Consider the following 24,978-nt stretch of genomic DNA (forward strand, 5'->3'; position numbering starts at 1 on the left):
AAAATAAGGCAGAGACAATATTAAATTGCCCTGCCTAACGTGCATGGAATAAATTCCTGCTTCTGAAAGCGTAATTTATAAAAATATTTAATCTTTTACTTGACTTTTAACACAGCACCTTGGGTTAATTTTTTCTCTACGCAAAAATAATTCCGGCCATATCACTAACCCAAGGTTTCAACCTTGGGTGGCCAGGACTTGGCGTGAGCCAGGCTTTAGCCATCTACATTTTCACCCGAACTCCAAAAAGTAATTTATTAACAAGATAATCGTCCTGAAGAATTATCTTTGCAGGAAAGTTTCTTTTGAATAAATACCATCAACATGCTTACCAGAACCGTAAAAATCAGCAATGTTACCAACCTGTCTGACGCCCGTTATTGCGCTGGTATGGGTGTTGAAATGCTGGGATTTTCTATCGATCAAGATTCCCCAAATTATATATCTCCAAAAAAATTCGAAGAAATTTGTTCGTGGCTGGCTGGTGTACAGCTGGTTGCCGAAACAAGTCAGACTGATCCCGAATTACTTATAAAAGCACTGGCCGATTATCCGGTACATTATGTTCAGGTTGAATCTCCGGGCCTGTTAACTTATCTGCAAAGTGAATTAAGTTTACCTTTAATTCTGCGGGTTAGTGTAGATACATACGATACCAGCGATATTTATTCCATTTTAAGCCGTTACGGAGATTCCGTTGCCTATTTTCTTTTGGAAAGCGATGCCAATACACCGGTGACTGAAGAGTGGATTCATGTTTTATCAGAGATTTCAAAAGAATATCCAATATTGATTGGTTTTGGCCTGGATGATGAAATTACTGTTAATAAACTAACCGAAACTTTCCCCGAGATTGGCATAGCCCTGCGTGGCAGCGAGGAGATCAGACCAGGTTACAAAGATTTTGGCAGTATGATGGATATTCTGGAAGCTTTGGAAGAAGAATAATCTTAATAATATTTGCATTACCTGATTGAATCTCATTGGTTAAACAAAAAGTTTGGGTGATAATTAAAGTCGGTTTATCATAAATCACTTCAAATTACCATTTAACACGATTACTAACCGATAATAAACTTCCCGCTTGCAGTATCTTGTATAACCCACTACCTTTGATTACAACATAAACGTAAACAACGAAATGGAAAAGAAATTGCACCGCATACCCGATCAGGCAGTATTTGGAGGAGTTGCTTCCGGAATTGCCCAATATTTACAAATAGATGTAGTTATCGTTCGCGTTTTATTTGTAGTTATGTTATTTCTTCCAATACCCCCAAGTTTTGGATGGACTGGAATTCTATATATAATTTTGTGGGCCGTACTACCGACAGGAACGGCAGATGTGCACAACTTTGATACCATAGCAAGCAAGCCTCACGATCCGGAAGCGGAGAAAAAGCGCTCAGAACAGACTATAAAAATTCTGGGCGGGGCTTTGGTACTTTTTGGCATTTTCATGCTGGTTGATGATTTTCCTATCTGGTATGAAATCAAACCATACTTTTGGCCGGTAGCATTAATTATTGTTGGCGCATTTCTAATTCTTCGTCAGAGAGATAAGGAACACGAAGCGAATTCAACAGTATATCCTACTACACCACCACCGACAGAACCTGTGCAACCAGATCCGTTCACTCCAACACCTGATCCGAAGCCTTATACGCCATTTGGAACAACGGAATCGACACCACCAAACACTTTCCCCCAGGACCCTAACAATCCAAAGGAAAACGGAGATGATGATATTATAAAAGTGAATTAAAAAATTGAGTTGAAAAACTTCAGAATAAGGCCGTAGCTCTGCTACGGCAAAACTCTCAACCCGGCGGCAACCGCTTTCCACTTTCAACCATTCAGCCATGAACTTTAAAAATATTTTCTGGGGCATAATTCTCATCATGATGGGATCCCTTTTTCTGGTCGAAGAATTGACCGGCTTTGATTTCAAAGGCTTTTTCTGGCCTATAATCCTGATTATTTCCGGAGCATTATTGCTTTTGCGGAATTACATAAACTCCGATACTAACCACTCAAATATTTAATTGTTATGAAAAATTCAAAAAGTATTTTCTGGGGTGGAATGCTCATCATCATTGGTATCGTTTGGCTGATGAGGAAACTTGATATCTTTTTCTTTCACTGGGATGCGATCTTACCATACTGGCCGGTTCTGCTAATTTTGGCCGGGATTTTGTTAATCCTGACAAATAAATACACGGCTGCCAGAGGCCTTGTCGGGTTGCTGATTGTGCTTGCAGTATTTGGTGGCTTAACAAGTCGCACGAGCAGGGTTTTTAACAATGACCGGGATGACTGGAATTTCAATTGGAATGATCATGACAATAATTGGGATCACGACGATGACGACGATGATGACAATGATGAAGGTGATAACGACGAAGATAAAGACAGCGACTACGAGGAAGACAGTGACAGCCAAAAAGAGGGAAGCTACAAAAAGCCGGTGAACAATTCGTACCAATATGAAATGGAAGATTTTATCCAGAAAGCAAATTTTAACCTGGAAGGCGGAGCTGGTACTTTTACTTTGAAAGGAAATACAGACAAGCTGTTTGAAGCGGATACCCGTTCATCTGTGCTTGGTTTTTTATCAAATACTTCCATTAATAAACTGGCGAATTCCGCTACGGTTAATTTAAAAATGGAAGACGGTAATGTTAAACTTAACAAAGGTGAATTGAGCAACAAGGCTGATATTGAGTTAAATACAAAACCTGTCTGGACGATAGACCTGGGCCTTGGTGCCGGAAGCGGGGATTTTGATTTGAGTAATTACAAAGTTGAAAACCTGAAAGTCAGTACCGGAGTAGCTGATCTGGATATTCGTCTGGGAGACAAACTTGATAATTCAAATGTTAAAATTGATGCCGGCGTTGCTTCTCTCGGACTTGAAATTCCAAAAACCGTCGGTTGTGAAATCAAACTGGATGGCGCACTTAATCTGACTTCTTTTGACGATCTTGAAAAGATCAATGACAAACTTTACCGTTCTCCGGGTTTTGATCAGGCAACGAAAAAAATCATGATCAGTTTTGACGGAGGTTTATCAAAAGTTAAAATAAAAAGATATTAATATTGAGAAATCCTTCCGGTCGCGGGAGGATTTTCTTTTTTAATTATATGATTGCCGGTATATGCAGTTTTACAAAATTTTGGTTTTTCTAGGTTTTTCAATTTCGTTTCCACTATCAGCTCAAAAAAAACCAGCCGGTAAGATTTCATCCGTTGAGCAAAAAATACTTGATCAGGGACTGGTGAATATTCAAACGGAGAATCCTGATATCCTGGTTGAACTTAAATATGCCACTCCCGACAACTTCATGAAAAAGAATGTTTACGGAGAGCTTACACACGCTTACCTTCAGCCTGAAATGGCTCAACGACTTTCCAGGGCAAGCTCATTTCTCCAACAGGAAAAACCGGGTTATAAATTACTGGTATATGATGCTGCGCGTCCAAATTCTGCACAATACAAACTTTGGGATGCATTGGACGATTTAAAAATTCCTGCACGATCAAAAACCCAGTATGTGGCGGATCCTGAAATCGGTTCCAATCATAATTTTGGCTGCGCTGTTGATTTGACCGTTGTAGATGAAAAAGGCTCGCCCCTGGATATGGGGACGAAATATGATTTTTTTGGCCCTCTCGCCTATCCCCGCTCCGAACAGGAAATGTTAAAACAAGGAAAGCTTACATCAAAACAAATCGCTAACCGGAATATTCTCCGGAAAGCGATGATTAAGGCAGGATTTACTGTTAATACGACGGAATGGTGGCATTTTGACGGCATGTCAAAAAAACAGGCACGCGCCAGATACGGGATGATAAAATGATGATTTCATGGCTAATAAATTCTTGAAAAGGTAAAACATCCTATTCTTAAATCAGGACAACCAGTCCCGACTTTACCCCTATTCAACAAAAAATTTATTTCTTATAGGGGTAAAAGCATTTCCGCTTGTCATGTTTAAAAAGAAATTTAAACCGTGGCAGCAACCGCTCTTCTCAATCCGGATTTTATAATCGAAAGAGATTATCTACTTTTGGCCGAAAAACAAAAGAAGAAAACTGTGCAAACTTCTGATCCGGAAATTGTCCAAGCTATAAGACGTGGAGATGAGGCTGCCTTTGAGCGGACTTTCCGTTTCTATTATCAGCGTTTATGCAATTATGCCAGTTCTTTGCTCAAAGATGCAGAGGACGCGGAAGAGATTGTACAAACCGTTTTTATTACAATCTGGGAAAAACGTGAAGATCTTGAAATTACACTTTCACTGAAATCATATCTATACCGCGCCGTTCATAATCATTGTCTGAACCGCTTTAAACATGCAGCCGTAAAGGACGCTTACCGGGAATATTCGGTTAATTATTTGCCTCAGTCATATGAATCCGTGACAGAAGTTATTCATGCCGACGAGCTTTCAGAAAGGATTGAAAAGGCAATACGTAAACTACCCGAACAATGTCAGAAAGCTTTTCGAATGAGCCGCTTTGAAGAATTGAAATACCAGGAAATTGCTGATCAGCTCAATATTTCAATCAAAACTGTTGAAAACCAGATCGGAAAAGCACTCAAAATATTACGTTCCGAACTGGCCGATTATCTGCCTTCTTTGCTTGTGCTGGTTTATTTTTTATATCAACAGTTAATCCAATCGTAACCATGAACAATTCTCATGACCACATTTCGGATGAGCTGTTAGCACGCTTCCTGGCCAAAACTGCCACACCGCCGGAAATTGCTGAAGTAAATGACTGGCTGAAAAGCGCTCCTGAAAATCAAAAAGAACTTGCTGCTTTTGAAATAATCTGGGAGAAAACTGCTGCCTTACATGATGACCATATCAAGGTAGATATAGATGCGGCATGGAACAGGGTGCGCCTGCAAATGAAAGCAAATGGTTCTGCGCCGGCATCAACAGAGAAAAAAAATGATGTTTCAGATCAGGAAACGATCATCAGAGATTTCCCTGCAAAGAAAAAATTCTATTTCCCGGTATGGATGGCTGCGGCTGTTTCCCTGACTGTGCTAGCTTTGGGGTGGTTTATTTTCAAAACGCAATGGAATAGGCCGGAGCAAATTCAGAGTGCTACAACAAACAATACCGGCGAAACTACTTTACCTGACGGCACCAGGGTATTTTTGAATTACAACTCTTCAATAAGTTATCCTGAAAGTTTCTCGGGAGATCTGCGGTCTGTCACTTTAAAAGGCGAAGCATTTTTCGATGTAAAACCAGACGCTTCTCATCCCTTTGTTATTGACGCAAATGGAACAATGGTCCGGGTTTTAGGAACATCTTTTAATGTTAAGGCATATAAAAAAGAACTTGTCAGGGTGGATGTAAAAACAGGAAAAGTACGGGTATCCAAAAACGACAAAAAGATTGAACTTGTGAAGGGAGAGAGCGCGGAAGTGCTGAATGACACACTGAAAAGTATGCGCGCCGATGTCAATATTATGGGCTATAAAACGCAGGTTTTCGATTTCAATGCAACGAATCTCGGCGATGTAGTAAATACGTTGAGAGAAGGTTATCACTCAGATATTCGTTTATCAAATCAAAAACTGGCACAATGCCGGCTCACGATCAGTTTTCAGAAAGAGCCGCTTGATGCAACCCTGTCGGTTATTGCAGAGACATTGGAATTACACTTGCGGAAAGAAGGGAAAATTTACTGGCTCGAAGGTGCTGGCTGCCAGTAAAAACTTAGTAAACCTGCAAAATTTCTGATGTATTGAAGACATTTTACTATATAATATTCCTGACCATTACCAGTTTTTTTACCCTGGCCACTACGAAAGTCCAGGCGCAGGAATTGCTGGAAAAACGTATTTCAATACGTGTAACAAATCAGCCTCTTGACAATGTCTTACGACAGATAGAAAGTCTTGGTGGATTTAGTTTTTCCTATAATCCGGATATTATTGAAATTAAAAGCCGGGTTTCTATTAACGTTACAAATCAAAGTATACGCGAGATCCTGAATGATCTATTTAAGGGGAAGGTGATTTTCAAGGAGCGGCACAAGTATATAATCTTAAACAGAAACACAAAAAAAGAAGATGAAACTCCGCCAAATTTTAATTTGAACGGCTATATCATAAACAAAAAAACGGGTGAAAAACTAGCCAATGCCAGTATTTATGAACCCGTCACACTAGCCTCGACCATTAGTAATCAATATGGCTATTACCGGATCCGTCTGCCAACAAGTCCCGCATCTGTCCGTCTGGAAATCAGGAAAGATCAATTTATTGGGCAATCCGTAATTATTTCAAACCGGAGAAATACTTATCTGCCGATACTGTTAAACCCGGACACGCTTAAAGCACTGTCATTTAGACAATTAAATATCGTTACAAAATCTGATTCAATTAACAGTCCAAAAATAGAAATTCCCCAGTTTGAATATATTTCAACAACTTATGTGTCGCCTGATACCATAATAGAAACTGATTCGCTTCGCTTACAAAACAAATTACGCGTGACCTACCACCGCGTCCGTAAGGATTTCAGCAGTGCTTTTGCTTCCGCGAAACAAGCAATTAATACAAAGAATATCACGGATACCTTGTATCGGCCTGTTCAGTCATCCATTTTACCATTTATTAGTACCAACCGTGAGCTTAGCGGGAATGTTGTAAACGATTTTTCATTCAATATTTTTGCCGGCTACTCGCTAGGAACAAATAAATTGGAAATCGGTGGATTGTTTAATGCAGACCGCGGACACGTGAAAGGCGTTCAGCTGGCTGGGATCGGCAACTTCGTAGGTAACAATGTTACAGGATTTCAATATGCATCAGCGCTCAATGTTGTCATGGGCAATGTGATAGGGCTTCAATATTCAACCTTATTGAACTTTACAGGTGGCAATTTTAAGGGCGTCCAGTGGGCTGGTGTAGGAAATGTAATGTTGGGAGAATTACGAGGATGGCAAATTTCGGGTGCTTATAATTATGCAAAAAGAGTGAAAAGCGGTCATCAGCTTAGTACTGTCAATTATGCTGATTCCTCCGAAACCACACCCATTGGTTTTTTTAGTTATGTTAGAAAAAATGGTTACCGCCGATATGAGGTTTCCACAGATGAATTCAATTATTTCAATACAACATTTAAAACGGGAATGAAGGCGTTCTATAACGTTTTCACCATAGGATTTAACTGGAAAATTGCAAACAAACCTTTTGGCAGTATTGGTTATGGATTTGGAACGGCCGCTAATCTGGGACGTGGATGGATGTTTAACGCAGATATAACAGCCAATGCTGTTGCCATTGATAAGGCTAATTTAAAAAGTCACAACGCCGCAGGTTTATTCCGGCTGTCTACTGCCATTGAAAAGAAAACCGGCAAACGCTTTTCCATTGCATTCGGACCTTCTCTGAATTTGTTAACAGGAAATGAATTTGGGACTTCTTACGACACCAGAAATCGTTTATCAACCTTTTGGATTGGCGGAAAACCTGATCCTGGGAAGAAGAATTATGGGTGGGTAGGATTTCAGATTGCTATAAGGTTCCGGGATAAGTTATAAGATTTTTAAGGTTTCACGCAGAGCATAAAAGATAAAACGGAAAGGGCGCAAAGTTTTAAATTTCTGTGCCCTTCCCGTTTTTTTATCTTTGCGTCTTTGCGTGAAAGCGTGAAACCCTTTAAAACCCAATTCTACCTCTCCCATATCTCCCTCTACTTCCATTCGCATAGTAACGCAGCTCTTCAAGTTCTTTCTCAAAGCCACCGGAAAGAATCGGGAAACGGCACCAGGAACGTGGGTCAAGATTTAAATCATCGAGATGGAAAGATGGCGCATAACGCTCACGTTTCCACTGATTCCGGCTCCATAATTTGAAAAACCGCTCTGTCCAGCCAAGTATCTGAGATTCAGAATAAACTTCCTTGTATCTGACAATCATATTTTTGTAACAATCAACCGGAGATTTTTTATCTCTTATTGCCACTTTCTCCAAAGCATCCAGAAAATCATACGGCATAAGATCAGCTTCATCCGTTTGGTTTAATTCCAGTGGACGAAGTTCCGCAGTTGGTTGTAAAGAATTTACCTTTTTAAGGCCTTCAATCCTGATATGTTTTCCTTTCACCTCACAACCAACCGTTTCCAGCCAGCGCAGCCATTGACGCAGATAATGTTTGTCGATCCCGGCAAGAGGACTTATACTTCCGGCTGTATCACCATCCATGGTCGCATAACCAACGGCAACTTCCGAGCGGTTTGACGTCGCAAGAAGTAAATGATTTGACAAATTGGTAAGCAACCAAACGCCCGGAGCACGCACCCTCGCCTGAATATTCTGCAACGCAATGTCGTCAGTATCCCAGGACAATTTTCTGTTAATCTGGTCTTCAATTAATCCTTTATAGGTTTCAACCAGTCCGTTTATGTTGATATTATAAAAAGTGGAACCAATGGATTCTGCGAGTGTCTGCGCAGATTCCAGCGTATCACTGGAACTATTATCCGTTCCCTGGTAAATATTATGCACCAATGCCAGCGCCAGTTCTTCCTCCGTTTTGGCCAACTGGATTTCCTTGATATAAGAAAGTTTTTCCTTAAACCGCTCCAAACCGATACTTTCATCAGCCAGGCGAATCATCAAACCGCACAATGCCGTACAGGCACATGAATCTGCACCACCGGAAAGCGAAATTGTAAAACCATTTGACCGGCTCTTTCTTAAATAATCAAAAAGTCCTAAGGAAACTGCGCGGGCAAATTCTTCTTCTTTCAACGCACCGCCTTTTTCAAAAGCTTCCAATTCAGCAATTTGTTGTGGAACAGGATCGATTTCAGGAAAGTCGAAACGAGCCGGAACACGCCAGGTTTTATCTTTTATGGACGAAGAAATTTTATTTTGAAGCTGATTTAAACGCGTATTGTCAGTATCGACAACCGCGGTAATGATCAAATGATCCTCATAACTGAAACGATCGCTGGTAACAAGCATTTCGCCGTTGGAAGCAATCATCGCATCACCATCATAAATGGCTCTTCCGGCTTCATTTCCCAATAAATTGGTATAAATATAGCTGCAACCAAAAGATCTGGAACCATCTAAAACAAGTCGTTCACGTGTCAGAAATTTATGGAAAGCAAAATGACTTGCACTTGGATTTAAAATAATATCAACACCTCTTTCATAGTGACGGCGTCCCGGACGGTTAGAAACCCAGGCATCTTCACAAATTTCAAAGCCGATTTTCACTCCCGAAAGATCGAAAATAACATCACCGATAGGATACAAAATCTGATCAATTTCAATACTTTCTACCAAACCAGCAGGCCAGGGACGAAACCAGCGTGCTTCATAATGTATTCCATTATTAGCCAGATTTTGCTTGCAGTAAAAACCGATGATCTGTTTATTGGCAATCAGGCAGGCCGTATTATACAAGCTGTTATTATGGCGGACCGGCAAGCCAACCGCAACAACAATTCCAGCCGTTTCACTGACAATTTCATGCAGACATTTAAGTGCTTGTTCTGCCAGATCGGCGGCGAAAAAATAGTCTTCACATCCATAACCGGATATACACAATTCTGGCAAACAAATCAGGCTCACATCCTGCTTTTTAGCCTCTCCTATCGCCTGAATAATATGTTTGGTATTGGATTCCCACGCCATAGGTGTTTGATTAACAACACCCGAAGCAACTTTTACAAATGACATAATGAATGATCCGGTTTGTGATCTGCAATTTGGACTCTACAAATCTAATTTTCTCCCAACATAACAAAAAAAAGATGAGAAGAATTGAATAATGCCACTTCAATTAAATAGGTAAAAAACAACGATGTACAGTTTGATATAAATAATCATAATAAATAAAATAATAATTATAAAATGATTATTTTTATACCAATATGTCTCACCAATCTTTCACACTTATGAAACCATCATTATGCCTGCTTTACATTTTGTTATTTTTGTGTGTAACGCTTTCCTGTACTAACGAAGAACCGGAATTAAAAAAAACAGTATTTACGAAAGATGAAGCGCTCCGTTCAATCCAGTCACAATATCTTCACGTAACCAAAATTGAAAGAAAAGCAGGTAATGAAACAGTTGATCTGACAAATGCGCCAGAATTTGAACCTTACCGAAAAGCTCTTTTTTTTGTATTCCGACAAGGATTTATTCTTATTTTATCAGGTAGTGAAATACCAAACACCAAATTTGCTCCATCAGCAAAAACATTTTTTTTCTCAGATAAAATCCCACTGCCTTTAAACCTCGAATATTACTGGGACGACGCAGCCGGAACCGTTGTAACAAAAAGCAATATAGGTTCAAGTACGGTTCCTATCCCGTTTGAGAACCCTGCAAAACTGGATTTGGCAAGTATTGTGACCTATCCCACACTCGCCGCTGCCCAGGCCGCTGCAATACCACCCAGTCTTAAATTTACTGTGGATCTAACAGACCCAAAACTTGGCCCTGTAACTTACGCATATACTCTGAAACCGGTTTGGTCGTATGAAAAAGTTGGTGACATACCTAACTATTATAACTTCGTGATGTTTTAAGTAATATTACTTTTTTTGATTATCGTGCAGCATAATAATGTTTCATAAAATATGAGATCAGCCAACATCGGCTGATCTTTTTGTTAAAACCCGTAAAATCAATCTTCTTTTAACCAACAAAAACTCCCTGATCACGGAAGCTGTTTTCATCTCGCTCTATTTTTTACCTACTTTTGCAGATATCTAAATTTAACCAGTCCGATTTCTTTGCAATTTCCTTCTTTTATCGCCAAACGCATCCGGAATAATGAAGCCGGCTCATTTTCAGCAACGGTCTCACGGATTGGTGTGGCCAGTATTGCTATCGGCGTCGCAGTTGGTATTATATCCTTCGCAGTTTTAATAGGTTTTAAAAAGACCATTCAGGAAAAAGTTTTTCTATTTGGTGCCCATATCAATATAACGGCTTTTGCCCAGGGAAATGCTTATGAAGAAGGTGCAATAAATATCAAAAATCCGGTTTCTGATGCCTTGAAAACAATGCCGGAAGTCAGTCACTGGCAGGCTGTGGCGCACAAATCCGGAATTTTAAAAACGCCCGATGAAATCAAAGGTGTGGTATTAAAAGGTGTAGGAAAAGATTATGACTGGAGTCTCTTCAAAACTTCATTGGTCGAAGGAAGATTAATTGGCTCAAAAGATTCCTCTTCTATCAAGTACGGCTATTCTTCCGAAATTCTGATCAGCCGCAAAATTGCTTCACAGTTAAGGTTAAAATCAGGTGACGAAGTCATTATGTATTCCTTACAGGATCCGCCAAGACCGAGAAAACTTACGATTACCGGCATTTATGATACCCAAATGGAGGAATTTGATGACAGACTGGTTATAGGTGATCTCAGACTGGTTCAGCGACTGAATGGCTGGGGAGCAGATTCCATTGGTACTTATGAGATTTATTTAAAAGATTTCAAACAACTGGATCAGGTTGCTTTTGAACTGAAAAAAATACTTCCACCAGCAGTTTATCTTCAAAAGGTAACAGACACATTTCGTCAATTATTTGACTGGTTATATTTGCTGGATAAAAACACAGCCGTTTTTCTGACGCTCATTTTATTTGTTGCCTGCTTCAATATGATCTCCATATTACTGGTCATGATCATGGAAAGAACGCCGCTAATCGGACTTTTGAAAACACTTGGAAGTCCAAACAAGCAAATCAGAATGGTGTTTTTGCGCGTGGGATTGTTTATGGTGCAGCAGGGATTATTGATCGGGAATATTGCAGGACTGGCCTTTTGCTGGTTACAGCATCAGTTTAAAATCATACCTCTGGACCCGGTTAACTATAATATGGACACTGTCCCTATCGTTTTTGACTGGCCAACTTTTTTGTTGATCAACATAACAACGATCATCGTTTCCGCACTCATTTTGATGATCCCGACATTGATCATTACCAGAATCCAGCCAATCAAAGCGCTTCTTTTCAAGAAATAACTGTTGGGTTACACAGAGAGCCACAGAGTTTAGGCGAGATACACAGAGTTTTTTATTGTCTCAAATTATAACTCTGTGTACCTCTCATTTTCTCTGTGGATCTCTGTGTAACCTAAAAAATCACCAGATCACCTTATTTAATAACTCAGCCGCCTTCAGAAGCGTGTCGTCATTTTTGGCGAAACAAAATCTTAAAACCCCGAAATTAGTTTCTTCACCATAAAATGCTGAAAGTGGGATCGACGCCACGCCGGCTTCCTTTGTAAGTCTTTCAGCCAAAAACAGATCATTTTCTTCCGACAGATTTCTGTAAGATACATTTTGAAAAAAACTGCCTTCTGATGGTTTTAAAATAAATCCTATATCTTTTATCGCATCGATAAAAATGTTCCTTTTCCTTTCATAAAAAGCCGAAAGACTCAAATAATGATCAGGTTCTTTCAGGAATTCTGCGATGGCAAATTGAAATGGCGTGATGACACTGAAAACCATAAACTGGTGTATTTTTCTGAATTCAGCAGTAAAATCTTTTGGAGCCAGGCAGTATCCAACTTTCCATCCCGTCACATGAAATGTTTTCCCAAACGAACCGCATAAAAATGTTCTGGATGCCAATGATGGGATCGACGCAGCAGAAACGTGTTTTATATCATCAAAAATAATATGTTCATAAACCTCATCGCTTATCACAAATAAATCATTTTCCTCGGCCAGTACTGCAAGCTGTTTTAAATCCGGTTCCGTCCAGACTTTCCCGGTCGGATTGTGTGGTGTATTAATAATGATCGCTTTTGTTTTAGTCGTCACTTTTGACCTGACAATCTCCCAGTCGATATGGTCATATTGCGGATCCAGCTTTACGAAAACAGGAACTCCACCACTCATTTCTATGGCCGGGACATAACTATCATATGCCGGTTCAAAAACGATCACCTCATCTCCCGGATTTACAACCGTAGATATTGCCACGTAAAGTGCTTCTGTTGCGCCGCTGGTTATAGTAATTTCCGATTCAGGATGATATTCTGTGTTTGTTGCAGCAAAAACCTTCTGCGAAATCGCCTCCCTTAATCCCATCACACCGGCCATAGGCGCATACTGGTTTTTGCCCTGGCGTATATATTTATCAACCAGTTTCTGCAAATCCGGAGAGCAATCAAATTCCGGAAATCCCTGTGCAAGATTTATTGCCTTATGATCTTCGGCAAGTTTAGACATGCGGGTAAAAATAGTAGTACCAACTTTGGGCAATTTTGACTGAACTGCTGATGAAGCGGAAGGCATAAATTTGATGGCAGATTAATTGAAAACAGAACCGGCAATCCGGCCCGTTCAAATATAATTGAAACAGCCAGACCGCCGGTCCCGGAGGATATATTTAATGAATTTATTTTTTCTCTTTCCAGTAATAAACCGATTTCAATAATTCTTTTCGGTCAGGCGTACCGTCAAAATTGTCATCAACAAAAACATAGGATACTTTTCTATCCTTTCCGATCACAAATAATGAAGGGGTGAAAACTTCTTCCGAAATTCCTGCAATACGATCCCAGATCGGAGAGGTTTCTGAATATACGCCATACGATCTTGCGACATTGAAATCCTTATCATGGATTATGGTAAAGTCGAGATTCAGCTTTTTGGTAATACGTGCAATTTCCTTTGGAGATTCATTGGTTAGTACCAAAAGTCGTCCGCCAAAAGCTTCGATTTGCGGAGCAAGTTCCTGCAAAGCTGCCAGATGTTTTGGCGCATAACTTCCCCAGCACGGACAGTAGAAACTCAAAACAAGCGGATTGTATGCAATCAATTCCATTAATGATCTGGAATCGTCAGCAACAGAAAATCCGGAAACGGAAGTTACCTGCACTCCGTCGACTGATTTTAAGTAAAAAATTGGAGCAAAGTCGCCGGCTGCCAAATCCTCCGCACGCTCTTCCGATTCTCTTTCTTTTAGCTGAATGGTAGAAATATTACCCAGCTCGTCTTCGATTTCGTAATACATAATCGTTAGGGTTGTGTACCTGTTTGAGTTTCTGATTACAAATGTATTATTAATCTATTTAATCTACAATATTTATAGACTTTTAATTTGCAAAGTTTTTTCCTAGTAGAAAGAAGATTCATTTTTGTTTACATATTATTAAAAGTGCCAGCAAATAATATCAACCCTGCCTACCATTTTATCTGACACCAACATTATGAAACGTAAACTTCTACTACTCACTTTTTTTGTTCTTAATCTTTCATTTATAAGTCATGCACAATCCGTAAACTGGCGGGAAATTTATCCGGGTGTCTGGAAAGGTGTTGTTGGCAAACCGGATGTTTACAATTTGTTAAATTCGGTAGAAGTTCAGCCATCAGCTGCGCTTCAAAAATTATCAAAAGCCCCTTTTCCACTTAAAAATGAGGAAATAGTTGTCGAAGTAAAAAACGGTAAAACCTATCTGCGTTTTCCTTTGGAACGAAATGAGCAGCTTTATGGCTTCGGTTTAAACTTCCAGACTATCCACCAGCGCGGCAGAATCATGCAGCTGCATGTCGATCATTATGGAAAGTCGGATAACGGTAGGACCCATGCCCCTACCCCCTTTTATATTTCTTCTCTGGGTTATGGCGTTTTCGTTAATTCGTCGAAATATATTGATGTGTATGCCGGTTCTTCGGTCAGGAAAGACAGTAAAAATCCGCCGGAAGTACAGGACAGAAATACGGATGACAACTGGAGTGCGCACCCTTATTCTGATGCGGTAGAAATGCTGGTTCCGGCAGAAGGGATTGAAATGTATGTATTCGCAGGCCCAAAGCCGGTTAATGTTATTGAGCGTTTTAATTTGCTTGGCGGCGGTGGGTGTCTGCCTCCAAGATGGGGACTGGGATTTACTCAGCGCGTCAATCGTTTGTATACCGACGAGCAGGTAAAAGCGGAAGCCAAAGCATTTAAGGACAAAGGTTTCCCGCTGGATTTTATTGGACTGGAACCTGGCTGGCAAAGTAAATCCTATCCTTGCACCTTTGAATGGGACAAAACACGTTTCCCGAATCCGGAAAAATTTGTAAAAGAAATGGATGCGGTGGGTGTGAAAATCAATTTATGGACGAATCCCTATGTATCGCCAGATGCGGAAATTTATTCAAAAATAAAACCTTTTACAGGATCACATACAGTTTGGAATGGTATTGTCCCGGACCTTTCCATGCCGGAGGCCAGAAAAATATTATTTGATCAGTTTGAAAAAGAACATGTAAAAATTGGTGTGAGCGGTTATAAAATTGATGAAGTGGATGGCTACGATTCCTATGTTTGGCCGGATGTTGCGACCTTTCCTTCGGGTCATACCTCTGAGCAAATGCGCCAGACCTACGGACTATTGGTTCAGAAATATTCCTATGAAATGTTCAGGAAAAATAACCGCCGGACTTATAGTTTAGTGCGCGGTTCCAACGCAGGCGGTTCTTCTTTTCCCTATGTGATCTATAACGACAATTACAGTCATGAGGATTTTATAACAGCTTTAATCAACAGCGGTTATGCCGGCGTGTTATGGACGCCGGAAGTACGTGCATCAAAAACAAGTGAGGAATGGTTGCGAAGATTTCAGACCGTTTGTTTTTCCCCTATGGCGATGATCAATGCCTGGGCGAGCAGTACCCAACCCTGGACTTTCCCCGAGGTGGCTGAACAGGTGAAAGAAGTTGCGCAGCTCCGGATGCGGATGATGCCATACTGGTACTCCACTTTTGCAAAATACCACTACGAAGGAACGCCTCCTTTCCGTGGTATGAGCCTGGAAGAAGGATTTGGAAGCGATTTTACAAAAGAAAAAACCGCTACAAATCTGGAAGAAAATCCATACGAAGAAGCGACTTCCAAAGAAGTGAAAGACCAATATATGGCTGGTGAATATTTGCTCGTGGCACCGATGTTCACCGGCCAGACTTCAAGAAAAGTAATATTGCCAAAAGGAAAATGGTATGATTTCTACAATGGAAATTTTGTAGGTGATGGCCAGGTTATCACGATTACGCCCGGACTTGACAGAATTCCTGTTTTTGTAAAAGAAGGCGGAATCATACCAATGATGCCACCTTTGTTACATGCGCCAAAAGCTGGCGAGAAGGTAGATCTGGAAATTCGTGTTTATGGTAAAAAACCTGGCGTATCCAGATTGTATGATGATGACGGCGAAACTTTTGCTTATGAAAAAGATCAGTATTCCTGGCGGGATTTGATCGTTGAAGACAAAAACGGAGTTTTGAAAGGAAGAATTTCAGAACCTGAAAGCGGCAAACCCAATACGATCGGTAGAGTGAAATGGCACTTTATTACCAAATCAATCAAATAATATTCAGATTTTTAAAATTAAGCGTGATATGCTGAATAGAAGAATTATTGCGTAGCACATCTTTGGTAATAAATTCCGGATAAATACTTCCGGGATTTATTGTCTCCACTTCTTCCCAATGAAACAATAGCTCCGTCTTTTCCTCAATAACAACAAAATCATCCTGACTTTCGAGACCGGGGATTTCCATCTGGTAATAAAAACCGATTTCATGATGTTTGATGCTGTTGTATTCGAAAAAATTTTCAACAACCCAAAGCAGATTTCCAACACGAACGGATTTGCCAATTTCTTCCATCATTTCACGTAAGAGCGTTTCTCTGGAAAATTCAAACATATCAACCCTACCACCGGGAAGACTCCAAAAATTATCCGTTGGCGTTTTATGAAGTAATAACTTTCCATTTTGAACAGCAACACCGGCTACCCGAAAATTAAAAAGTGCATTTTCAACAGGAAGACAAATCGTGGAAGAACCGTTCATGCATTAATTTGTACTAGGAAACATTTACCGTTTTTCCGGCAGTAGATTCGCGGATGGTCAAAGAGGTTTTCAACGATCTGCTTTCGAAAATAGCAGGTTTTTTAGGATGTTCAATCAATTTGATTAAAAGCTCAGTCGCCTGATTTCCCATATCCATAGCTGGTTGAACAACGGCTGTCAGCGGCGGATTCAGCAATTCGGCTACACCAATATTTGTAAATCCGACGATAGCGATTTCGTCCGGAATCCGGATATGTTTACGGTGTAAAACAGAAAGACAACCTGTGGTAATCCTGTCGCTGGCTGTGAAAATTGCATCCGGCACTTCATCCATATCAAGCAATTCCTGAACGGCCGTTTCATTTTCAGTCACAACCATACCGCCGTGGTGGCAGTATTTTACATAAGATTCATCAAAAGGAATACCATGATCCTCCAATGCTTTTTTATAACCCGCGAGCCGCTCCATCGTGATCGACAAATAGATTGGGCTCGTAATATGTGCTATTTTCCTTTTGCCGGTTTTTATCAAATGTTCCGTGGCCTGATAACTTCCCCCAAAATTATCCGCAACAATTTTATGTGTATCAACTTTTTTGGGGACGCGGTCGAAGAAAACAATCGGAAGACCTTTATCAAGCAATTCTTCAAAATGTGAAATATCTGTTGTCAAACTTGATAAAGAAACCAGCAAACCATCAACTTTTCTGGAAACAAGATAATTTGTATTGGCAACCTCACGCTCATAAGATTCATGACTTTGAAAGATCACAACATGATAACCCATATTGTAGGCAATCGACTCAATGCCATTAATCAGCTGGGAGAAAAAATTATTGGCAATTTCAGGAAGAATGACACCGATGGATTTGCTCTTACTGTCACGCAAACTTAATGCAATGGGATTAGGCCGGTAATTCATTTTCTCGGCATATTCCAAAACGAGTTTTTTGGTTTCAGTATTGATCTCATAACTGTTCCGCAACGCACGGGAAACCGTGGAAGTGGATAGATTTAAGGCTCTGGCAATATCTTTTATGGTAATTGTTTCCAAAGAATATATATGTTTATTGCAATTTATTCCTGAATTAACGCTACAAATCCTTTTGATTAGTGAAGATACAAAATAAGACAGTCAATCTGCAACGATCCTTTTGCAAACTTCTGATTTGAATCAATGGTAACGTTCCCGATAACGATTGCACAAAAAAAGGCTTGTCATTATTTGATGTTACTGATTATTAAATCTAAACTCGTTAAAATTCATATTTGTTTTCCGGTACATTCTTTTTTAATAATCGAAATATTGGAAAAACTACAAGACCCATTTAGATGAATAGTACAAATTTATTTGACCTGACCGGAAAAACTGCGCTGGTAACAGGTTGCAACCGGGGAATTGGCAAAGCAATGGCCGAAGCATTGGCCGAAGCAGGCGCAGATATCATTGGTATTTCGTCATCTCTTCCCACCACCGAAAGTGAAATCCAGAAATCAATCACAGCAATCGGACGAAGATTTTTTGCATACCAGGTTGATCTGGGAAATCGTGAGAGTCTATATTCTTTCATTAAAAAAGTAAAAGAAGAACATAAGACAATCGATATTCTGGTGAATAATGCCGGTATCATTCTTCGTCAGCCTGCCGCGGAACATTCGGATGAATACTGGGATCAGGTTTTGAACATTAATCTGGACGCACCTTTTATCCTTTCGCGTGAATTGGGGAAAGAAATGGTCGCCAGAGGTTATGGTAAAATTATTTTCACCGCTTCCCTTCTCACTTTTCAGGGTGGAATTAATGTGCCTGGTTATACAGCTTCCAAAAGTGCGATCGGCGGTCTGGTGAAAGCCCTTGCCAATGAATGGGCTGGAAAAGGTATCAATGTCAATGCCATTGCTCCTGGATACATCAACACGGATAATACCGAAGCATTAAGAAATGATCCGGTTAGGAGTAAATCGATTTTAGACAGAATTCCTGCCGGAAGATGGGGAATTCCGGAAGATTTTAAAGGGCCGGTTTTGTTCCTTGCTTCCGATGCTTCCAACTATGTAAACGGAACTACTTTGACAGTGGATGGTGGATGGATGGGGCGATGATTTTGAATGAGTGAATGATAGAATGAGTGAATGATAGAATTTTGGCTCGGCCGAAGTAGAAGATACTAGAATTTATATAAAGTGCTGTTTTGTAAAAAGCTAACAGCTAATTACTAACAGCCAAAATCTAAAATTATGGAAATCAGATTTGAGAGTAGCCGTAAGGAAGTTTCGCAGATGGATACTGAAACTTTACGTGAGAATTTTTTAATTGAAAATATTTTTGAAAGTGATAAAATAAGCTGGGTTTATTCGCATTATGACCGCGTCATGATCGGCAGTGCCATTCCGGCCACCGCTCCCCTGACTTTGGAAACTTTTGATTCCCTGAAAAGTAATTACTTTCTGGAAAGACGGGAAATTGGTATAATCAATATCGGTGGCGACGGAAAAGTCACGGCTGACGGAGAAGAAATCGCCATCAGTAAAATGGGTTGTATTTATATCGGAAAAGGAACGCAGAAAGTGACATTTTCCAGTGAAGACAGTGCAAATCCGGCTGCATTTTATTTGTTGTCATCTCCTGCGCATCATACTTATCCAACCCGCTTGTTTACCAAAGAAGATGCAACGCCGGTAACAATCGGAAGCCCGGAAACTTCTAATCACAGAACAATTTACAAGTATATTCACCTGGACGGAATTCAAAGTTGTCAGCTTGTGATGGGACTTACTGTATTACAAACGGGTAGTGTTTGGAATACCATGCCGTCGCACGTCCATGACCGAAGAATGGAAGCATATCTGTATTTCGGCGTCCCCGCAAATCAGAGGGTTCTGCATTTAATGGGTGAGCCTTCTGAAACACGCCATTTGTGGGTTGCCGATCGCCAGGCCATTATTTCGCCGCCATGGTCAATACATTCCGGATGCGGAACTTCAAATTATTCTTTCATTTGGGGAATGGCCGGAGAGAATAAAGATTACACAGACATGGACGCAGTTGCCATAAGCGATTTGAGATAATAATCCAGAAACGGAAAGAGTTTGGAAAGTCTGGTGACTTTACCAAACTCTTTTTTATTGGTTTAATACCAAATACATTTTTTTCAATTTGAGCATATTTTTATTTAAGAATACAACTTCGGTTCTGTTTGGAGATAAAATAAAAAATCATCCAATAAAATTAAATGACTGGCAACGTTCCCGATAACGATTGCGCAATAAAAGACAATTTTTTATTTGATAATTATAATTAATAGCTCTAAACTAGACATCTTCGATTATTGACCTATTTATAACGGCATTGTGAGTTATAGGAAAAAGTCAATTATAACATTGTGCAGAACACCACAATAATCGTAGAAACGAGCAATAAACTTGTGTATATGAAAAAGTTGCAGCGCACCGAAATATTTACAGAACACGCAATAAACTTTCAAAATCAGAAAGGTGCAGCGCACCAAGATACTTGTAGAAAAAGCAACCAAGATTTAAAAAATCAAAAAGGTGCAGCGCACCGAAATATTTGTAGAACACGCAATAAATATTCAAAATCAAAAAGGTGCAGAGCATCAAAATTCTTATAGAACACGCAATAAATACTCTAAATCAGAAAGGTGCGGAGCACCGTAATACTTGTAGAACACGCATATAAACTTTCAAAATCAGAAAGGTGCAGCGCACCGTAATACTTGATCAACCAACCATGGACCAAAGAGGAAAACAATTTATAACCGATTCAGATATCGATTGGGAAGATTTGGGCGGAGGCGTGAAACGAAAAATTATGTCTTACGATGAAAATGTAATGATGGTAAAAGTCGCATTCCAAACAGGCGGAATTGGCTCCCTACACAATCATGTACACAGACAAATCAGTTATGTGGACAGCGGCATTTTTGAAATTACAATACAAGAAAATAAAAAAATCCTGAAACAGGGAGATGCTTTTTTTATCCCACCCAACCTTGTTCACGGCGCTTTTTGCATTGAAAAAGGAACGTTAATTGACATTTTCACCCCATACCGTGAAGATTTCATATCGAAATAATCTTACTACTCATCATTTGACACTTAAAAATGAAATTCACTATCCAGATTCTCAAAACATCGCTTTTTTGTTCAATACTTTTTCTTTCGGCGACACAAACCTTCGCGCAAAATACTCAGGCCAAAGCAGCCAATGGAAAACAATTTATTGTGGATGCGGACATTCCTTGGCAAGACCTTGGCGGCGGATTGAAGCGCAAGATCATGTCTTATGACGAAACGATGATGATGGTGAAAATTGATTTTCAAAAAGGTGGAATAGGAACACCACACAAACATGTACATACCCAAATGAGCTATGTTGTCAGCGGCGTTTTTGAGGTTACTATCGGTGATAAAAAACAAATTATAAAACAGGGCGATGGCTTCTATATTCCTTCCAATGTGATGCACGGGGCAGTTTGTCTGGAAGCGGGTGTTTTGATTGATATGTTTACACCCATGCGTGAAGAATTCGTAAAATAAAATCCTCCTCTACGCATTTATCAGATTTTAAAAGAGCAATATTATTCCTTTCCGCATGAAACCAACGCTTACATTTCTACTTTTTTGTTTTTTATCAATAACAGCCAATGCTCAGGCTCCGTGGTCACAACGGATGGCAGATTCCTTTATTACCCGAAATAAAGATTCAATTCTGGTAGGAAAAAGTACACTTACGCGCTGGGATTACGAACAGGGATTGATGCTGAAAGCAATAGAAAAAGTTTGGTACAGAACAGGAGAAGGTAAGTATTTTGAATATATCCGTAAAGATCTTGATCAATATGTGAAAGAAGACGGAAGTATCAGAACTTACAAGCCTGATGATCTGAATCTGGATAATCTTCCTCCGGGCAGAGCTTTATTAACTGCTTATCAACAAACACAACCGGGTAAAGAAAAATATAAAAAAGCGGCAGATCTTCTTTGGAGACAACTGGAAGAGCAGCCCAAAACCAAAGAAGGCGGATATTGGCATAAAAAACGATATCCAAACCAGATGTGGCTGGATGGGCTTTTTATGGCGGAACCGTTTGCGGCAGAATACAGTCTGCTGTTTAATCATCCTGAACATTTTGACGACATCGCCAGACAATTTGAGTTGATTGAAAAACATGCCGTTGATACAAAAACGGGTTTAATTTATCATGGTTACGACGAAAGCAAAGAACAGAAATGGGCAGATAAAAAGACCGGAGTTTCGCCGCATTTCTGGGGACGGGCCGTCGGCTGGTATGCAATGGCCCTTGTAGAAGTGCTGGATTATTTCCCAAAAGACCATCCCAAACGCGCTGAATTGATAAAATACCTTCAAAGGCTGGCACCGGTCCTGGCAAAATATCAGGATAAAAGTTCAGGCTTATGGTATCAGATTGTTGATCAGGGCAGTCGTAAGGGGAATTATTTTGAAGCTTCTGCATCCTGTATGTTTGTTTACGCTTTGGCAAAAGGAGTGCGGCTAGGATACATTCCCGCCACATATGCCGCGACCGCCAAACGCGGTTATGAAGGAATATTGAAAACATTTATCGTTAAAGAATCCGACGGATTGATCACTATTGACAAAACCGTTAGCGTCGGCGGGCTTGGCGGCACACCTTACCGCGATGGCTCATACGAATATTACCTCAGCGAACCGATCCGTAAAAATGATCTGAAGGGAGTCGGGCCATTTATTATGGCCAGTGTTGAAATGGAAATCGCTGCTGAAAACAATATTGGAAAAGGCAAAAAAGTGGCTCTGGATTATTACTTCAATCACGAATTCAGAAAAAATGCTACGGGCAAACAAGAGCCGTTTCATTATACCTGGGAAGACCGCCAACATTCCGGCTTCTGGCTGTGGGGAAATATTTATCGTGATCTGGGCGCTGAAACGGTATCCATCCCGGCCGCTCCAACGACTGAAAATTTAAAGAGAATCGATGTGTATATCATCGTAGATCCAGACACAAAAAAAGAAACGAATGCGCCAAATTTTATTCAGCAAAAAGACATTACGGAAATCGAAAAATGGGTAAAAGCAGGCGGCGTTTTAATGCTGATGGCTAATGATACTTCAAACTGTGAAATACCACATTTCAATGAATTGGCGAAAGTTTTCGGTATTCAGTTTACTAATAAGAACAGGAATATGGTGCAGGGAACGCAATTCGAACAAGGACGAATTGACGTAACTACGGACCGGAATATTTTCACTTCGGCAACGAAGTTATACATCAAAGAACTATCACCGCTTTCCTTAACAAATAATGCAAAATCTGCCTTGACAGATCATGGAGATATTATTATGGCAGTTTCTAAATACGGGAAAGGAACCGTATTCGCGATTGGTGATCCGTGGATCTATAATGAATATCTGGATGGAAGAAGAATTGACAACAGCTTTCAAAACTTTGATGCTGCGAAAGAACTTTCGATCTGGTTGTTAAAACAATCTGTAAAAAATTAAAAATGAGCCGTTTATCATGATCAAGATTTACAAATTATGAATCAATTATTTCGTGAACATTTACGGCGGCTGCGGAATAATCCTGACGTGATCGTCCCGGATGACTCTATTTTTCAATTACCGGAGAAAATCATTCAGTTTGGAACTGGTGCATTTCTCCGTGGATTGGCCGATTATTATGTAGATAAAGCCAACCGTCAGGGAATTTTTAACGGCCGGATTGTCGTCGTTAAATCAACAGATCAGGGTGATTTAAAAGCTTTTGAACGGCAGGATAATTTGTATACCCTTGTCATGAAAGGCGTTCAAAATGGAAAGCTGGTAGAGGAAAACATTATTTCGTCTTCAATCAGCAGAGTAATTTCAGCCAAAAACCAATGGTCGCTGGTGCTGGATTGCGCAAGAAATCCGGCTATCAAAATTGTATTTTCCAATACCACAGAACTTGGCATTCAATTAGTTCAGGACGATATTTATCAATGGCCACCAGTTTCGTATCCGGGAAAATTGCTTGCGTTCTTATATACCCGTTTCAAAGCATTTGGTGGAAATCCGGATGCCGGACTTGTCATAGTTCCTACTGAACTGATCTCTGACAATGGAAAAAAACTGGAATCCATTGTACTGGAACTTGCTCATAGAAACGGACTGGAAAGCGCCTTTATCGACTGGCTCGAACAGTGTAATTCGTTTTGTAATTCTCTTGTGGACCGCATCGTTCCGGGCAGGCCGGATGATTTTGTAAAAAAGGAAATTGAAGAGCAACTTGGTTACAAAGATGACTTGATGATCATCTCGGAATACTACGGACTTTGGGCGATTGAAGGTGATAAAAAAGTAAGAGAAATTCTATCATTCAGTCAGGTAGATCCGGGCCTGATCATAGAACCCGATATTGAGTTATACCGCGAATTAAAACTTCGGATATTGAACGGAGTGCATACTTTGGGCTGCGGACTGGCGTATCTCAGCGGTTTCCCAACGGTTGCCGAAGCCATGGAAGATGAATTATTTTCTGCTTTTATAACCAATTTAATCCATAACGAAATTGCTGTCGCTATTCCTTATCCGGTTAGTACCGAGCGGACACAAAAATTCAGCAAGTTGATTCTGGATCGTTTCAGAAATCCGTATATCGGGCACAAATGGATTAATATTACACACAATTATTCTGCAAAAATCACTTCCCGGGTTGTTCCCTCATTTATTGAATTTCACAAAGAATATGGCGTTGCACCTGAATATATGACTTTTGGTTTGGCAGTGTATATCTTTTTCATGAAGGCTGCCAGAAAAGACGGTGACAACTATTACGGACTTTCCAATGGAAATTATTATCTGATCCATGATCAAAAAGCCGCTTATTTTTACCAAAAATGGCAACTATCTTCCTTATCTGAAATGGCGCATCTGATACTGAAAGATGCATTTGTTTGGGGGACTGATCTTACAAAATTGGGGGTATCTGAGGATAATGTCGTCCACTATTTAGAATCTCTGGTCACCTTTGGCACTGCCCAAACATTGGCTGAGTTTCTAACAAAAGCTGAATACGCCAAAATATAATTTATAATTCCAGTCACTCTATCCCG

Annotated in this window: 22 protein-coding genes; 17 read left to right on the top strand and 5 right to left on the bottom strand. The window is 40.1% G+C overall.

Translation table 11 applies throughout. The features are described from left to right. The first annotated feature begins 324 nt into the window (after nucleotides 1–324). From LXL81_RS23790 to LXL81_RS23825, 8 genes are all read left to right on the top strand, one after another. Complete coding sequence (locus LXL81_RS23790) at nucleotides 325–948, top strand: hypothetical protein (protein WP_234649573.1); 624 nt, start codon at nucleotides 325–327, stop codon at nucleotides 946–948. Nucleotides 949–1,141: 193 nt separating this feature from the next. After that, nucleotides 1,142–1,765: a PspC domain-containing protein gene (locus LXL81_RS23795; protein ID WP_234649575.1), complete on the top strand. Its 624-nt coding sequence runs from the start codon at nucleotides 1,142–1,144 to the stop codon at nucleotides 1,763–1,765. Between the two features lie 97 nt (nucleotides 1,766–1,862). After that, on the top strand, nucleotides 1,863–2,045 hold the full coding sequence (locus tag LXL81_RS23800) for a LiaI-LiaF-like domain-containing protein (protein ID WP_255713896.1): 183 nt from the start codon (nucleotides 1,863–1,865) through the stop codon (nucleotides 2,043–2,045). A gap of 5 nt (nucleotides 2,046–2,050) precedes the next feature. Next, on the top strand, nucleotides 2,051–3,097 hold the full coding sequence (locus tag LXL81_RS23805; protein ID WP_234649577.1) for a LiaF transmembrane domain-containing protein: 1,047 nt from the start codon (nucleotides 2,051–2,053) through the stop codon (nucleotides 3,095–3,097). 61 nt (nucleotides 3,098–3,158) lie between these two features. Next, complete coding sequence (locus tag LXL81_RS23810) at nucleotides 3,159–3,860, top strand: M15 family metallopeptidase (protein WP_234649578.1); 702 nt, start codon at nucleotides 3,159–3,161, stop codon at nucleotides 3,858–3,860. A gap of 210 nt (nucleotides 3,861–4,070) precedes the next feature. Continuing rightward, nucleotides 4,071–4,691 carry an RNA polymerase sigma-70 factor gene (locus LXL81_RS23815; protein WP_234650090.1) on the top strand — a complete coding sequence of 207 codons (621 nt, stop codon included), beginning with the start codon at nucleotides 4,071–4,073 and terminating at the stop codon, nucleotides 4,689–4,691. A gap of 2 nt (nucleotides 4,692–4,693) precedes the next feature. Continuing rightward, the gene (locus LXL81_RS23820; RefSeq protein ID WP_234649580.1) at nucleotides 4,694–5,737 is read left to right on the top strand and encodes a FecR family protein; all 1,044 of its coding nucleotides are present in this window, start codon (nucleotides 4,694–4,696) and stop codon (nucleotides 5,735–5,737) included. 32 nt (nucleotides 5,738–5,769) lie between these two features. Next, nucleotides 5,770–7,572, top strand: coding sequence for an STN and carboxypeptidase regulatory-like domain-containing protein (locus LXL81_RS23825; protein ID WP_234649582.1), 1,803 nt, complete (start codon nucleotides 5,770–5,772; stop codon nucleotides 7,570–7,572). 118 nt (nucleotides 7,573–7,690) lie between these two features. On the opposite strand, the gene nadE is transcribed toward LXL81_RS23825, so the two are convergent. Then, on the bottom strand, nucleotides 7,691–9,724 hold the full coding sequence (gene nadE, locus LXL81_RS23830) for an NAD(+) synthase (RefSeq protein WP_234649584.1): 2,034 nt from the start codon (nucleotides 9,722–9,724) through the stop codon (nucleotides 7,691–7,693). Between the two features lie 218 nt (nucleotides 9,725–9,942). Between nadE and LXL81_RS23835 the strand changes: the two genes are divergently transcribed. Both LXL81_RS23835 and LXL81_RS23840 read left to right on the top strand, forming a co-directional pair. Beyond that, nucleotides 9,943–10,581, top strand: a complete 639-nt coding sequence (locus tag LXL81_RS23835) for a hypothetical protein (protein ID WP_234649586.1) — start codon at nucleotides 9,943–9,945, stop codon at nucleotides 10,579–10,581. Between the two features lie 207 nt (nucleotides 10,582–10,788). Then, entirely contained in the window at nucleotides 10,789–12,024 is a 1,236-nt protein-coding gene (locus LXL81_RS23840) for an FtsX-like permease family protein (protein ID WP_234649588.1), read from the top strand. Nucleotides 12,025–12,144: 120 nt separating this feature from the next. Here LXL81_RS23840 and LXL81_RS23845 read toward each other — a convergent pair whose 3' ends face one another. Both LXL81_RS23845 and LXL81_RS23850 read right to left on the bottom strand, forming a co-directional pair. Next, nucleotides 12,145–13,308, bottom strand: coding sequence for a methionine aminotransferase (locus tag LXL81_RS23845; RefSeq protein ID WP_234649590.1), 1,164 nt, complete (start codon nucleotides 13,306–13,308; stop codon nucleotides 12,145–12,147). A gap of 103 nt (nucleotides 13,309–13,411) precedes the next feature. After that, nucleotides 13,412–14,029 carry a redoxin domain-containing protein gene (locus LXL81_RS23850; protein WP_234649592.1) on the bottom strand — a complete coding sequence of 206 codons (618 nt, stop codon included), beginning with the start codon at nucleotides 14,027–14,029 and terminating at the stop codon, nucleotides 13,412–13,414. 196 nt (nucleotides 14,030–14,225) lie between these two features. Between LXL81_RS23850 and LXL81_RS23855 the strand changes: the two genes are divergently transcribed. After that, nucleotides 14,226–16,373 carry a TIM-barrel domain-containing protein gene (locus LXL81_RS23855; RefSeq protein WP_234649594.1) on the top strand — a complete coding sequence of 716 codons (2,148 nt, stop codon included), beginning with the start codon at nucleotides 14,226–14,228 and terminating at the stop codon, nucleotides 16,371–16,373. On the opposite strand, the gene LXL81_RS23860 is transcribed toward LXL81_RS23855, so the two are convergent. Continuing rightward, nucleotides 16,366–16,857, bottom strand: a complete 492-nt coding sequence (locus LXL81_RS23860) for an NUDIX hydrolase (protein ID WP_234649596.1) — start codon at nucleotides 16,855–16,857, stop codon at nucleotides 16,366–16,368. The two genes, LXL81_RS23855 and LXL81_RS23860, sit on opposite strands and share 8 nt — an antisense overlap. 13 nt (nucleotides 16,858–16,870) lie before the next feature. Continuing rightward, nucleotides 16,871–17,911 carry a LacI family DNA-binding transcriptional regulator gene (locus LXL81_RS23865; protein WP_234649598.1) on the bottom strand — a complete coding sequence of 347 codons (1,041 nt, stop codon included), beginning with the start codon at nucleotides 17,909–17,911 and terminating at the stop codon, nucleotides 16,871–16,873. A 278-nt stretch (nucleotides 17,912–18,189) separates the two neighbouring features. On the opposite strand from LXL81_RS23865, the gene kduD reads away from it, so the two are divergent. From kduD to LXL81_RS23895, 6 genes are all read left to right on the top strand, one after another. Next, nucleotides 18,190–18,960 carry a 2-dehydro-3-deoxy-D-gluconate 5-dehydrogenase KduD gene (gene kduD / locus LXL81_RS23870; protein WP_234649600.1) on the top strand — a complete coding sequence of 257 codons (771 nt, stop codon included), beginning with the start codon at nucleotides 18,190–18,192 and terminating at the stop codon, nucleotides 18,958–18,960. 135 nt (nucleotides 18,961–19,095) lie between these two features. Further along, nucleotides 19,096–19,926, top strand: a complete 831-nt coding sequence (gene kduI, locus LXL81_RS23875; protein ID WP_234649602.1) for a 5-dehydro-4-deoxy-D-glucuronate isomerase — start codon at nucleotides 19,096–19,098, stop codon at nucleotides 19,924–19,926. 682 nt (nucleotides 19,927–20,608) lie between these two features. Continuing rightward, nucleotides 20,609–20,953, top strand: coding sequence for a cupin domain-containing protein (locus LXL81_RS23880; RefSeq protein ID WP_234649605.1), 345 nt, complete (start codon nucleotides 20,609–20,611; stop codon nucleotides 20,951–20,953). Nucleotides 20,954–20,982: 29 nt separating this feature from the next. After that, on the top strand, nucleotides 20,983–21,417 hold the full coding sequence (locus LXL81_RS29190) for a cupin domain-containing protein (RefSeq protein ID WP_310589611.1): 435 nt from the start codon (nucleotides 20,983–20,985) through the stop codon (nucleotides 21,415–21,417). Between the two features lie 55 nt (nucleotides 21,418–21,472). Then, entirely contained in the window at nucleotides 21,473–23,386 is a 1,914-nt protein-coding gene (locus LXL81_RS23890; protein WP_234649607.1) for a glycoside hydrolase family 88 protein, read from the top strand. 36 nt (nucleotides 23,387–23,422) lie between these two features. After that, nucleotides 23,423–24,952, top strand: a complete 1,530-nt coding sequence (locus LXL81_RS23895; RefSeq protein WP_234649609.1) for a tagaturonate reductase — start codon at nucleotides 23,423–23,425, stop codon at nucleotides 24,950–24,952. Nucleotides 24,953–24,978: the final 26 nt, after the last annotated feature.

Source organism: Dyadobacter sp. CY356, assembly GCF_021440195.1.
Classification (GTDB): domain Bacteria; phylum Bacteroidota; class Bacteroidia; order Cytophagales; family Spirosomataceae; genus Dyadobacter.

Coding starts and splice junctions, on each gene's coding strand:
- LXL81_RS23855 (WP_234649594.1), top strand. CDS start 14,226: ATGAAACGTAAACTTCTACTACTCACTTTTTTTGTTCTTAATCTTTCA.
- LXL81_RS23795 (WP_234649575.1), top strand. CDS start 1,142: ATGGAAAAGAAATTGCACCGCATACCCGATCAGGCAGTATTTGGAGGA.
- LXL81_RS23800 (WP_255713896.1), top strand. CDS start 1,863: ATGAACTTTAAAAATATTTTCTGGGGCATAATTCTCATCATGATGGGA.
- LXL81_RS23850 (WP_234649592.1), bottom strand. CDS start 14,029: ATGTATTACGAAATCGAAGACGAGCTGGGTAATATTTCTACCATTCAG.
- LXL81_RS23790 (WP_234649573.1), top strand. CDS start 325: ATGCTTACCAGAACCGTAAAAATCAGCAATGTTACCAACCTGTCTGAC.
- LXL81_RS29190 (WP_310589611.1), top strand. CDS start 20,983: ATGAAATTCACTATCCAGATTCTCAAAACATCGCTTTTTTGTTCAATA.
- LXL81_RS23820 (WP_234649580.1), top strand. CDS start 4,694: ATGAACAATTCTCATGACCACATTTCGGATGAGCTGTTAGCACGCTTC.
- LXL81_RS23845 (WP_234649590.1), bottom strand. CDS start 13,308: ATGCCTTCCGCTTCATCAGCAGTTCAGTCAAAATTGCCCAAAGTTGGT.
- LXL81_RS23890 (WP_234649607.1), top strand. CDS start 21,473: ATGAAACCAACGCTTACATTTCTACTTTTTTGTTTTTTATCAATAACA.
- kduI (WP_234649602.1), top strand. CDS start 19,096: ATGGAAATCAGATTTGAGAGTAGCCGTAAGGAAGTTTCGCAGATGGAT.
- LXL81_RS23810 (WP_234649578.1), top strand. CDS start 3,159: ATGCAGTTTTACAAAATTTTGGTTTTTCTAGGTTTTTCAATTTCGTTT.
- LXL81_RS23880 (WP_234649605.1), top strand. CDS start 20,609: ATGGACCAAAGAGGAAAACAATTTATAACCGATTCAGATATCGATTGG.
- LXL81_RS23805 (WP_234649577.1), top strand. CDS start 2,051: ATGAAAAATTCAAAAAGTATTTTCTGGGGTGGAATGCTCATCATCATT.
- nadE (WP_234649584.1), bottom strand. CDS start 9,724: ATGTCATTTGTAAAAGTTGCTTCGGGTGTTGTTAATCAAACACCTATG.
- kduD (WP_234649600.1), top strand. CDS start 18,190: ATGAATAGTACAAATTTATTTGACCTGACCGGAAAAACTGCGCTGGTA.
- LXL81_RS23895 (WP_234649609.1), top strand. CDS start 23,423: ATGAATCAATTATTTCGTGAACATTTACGGCGGCTGCGGAATAATCCT.
- LXL81_RS23860 (WP_234649596.1), bottom strand. CDS start 16,857: ATGAACGGTTCTTCCACGATTTGTCTTCCTGTTGAAAATGCACTTTTT.
- LXL81_RS23835 (WP_234649586.1), top strand. CDS start 9,943: ATGAAACCATCATTATGCCTGCTTTACATTTTGTTATTTTTGTGTGTA.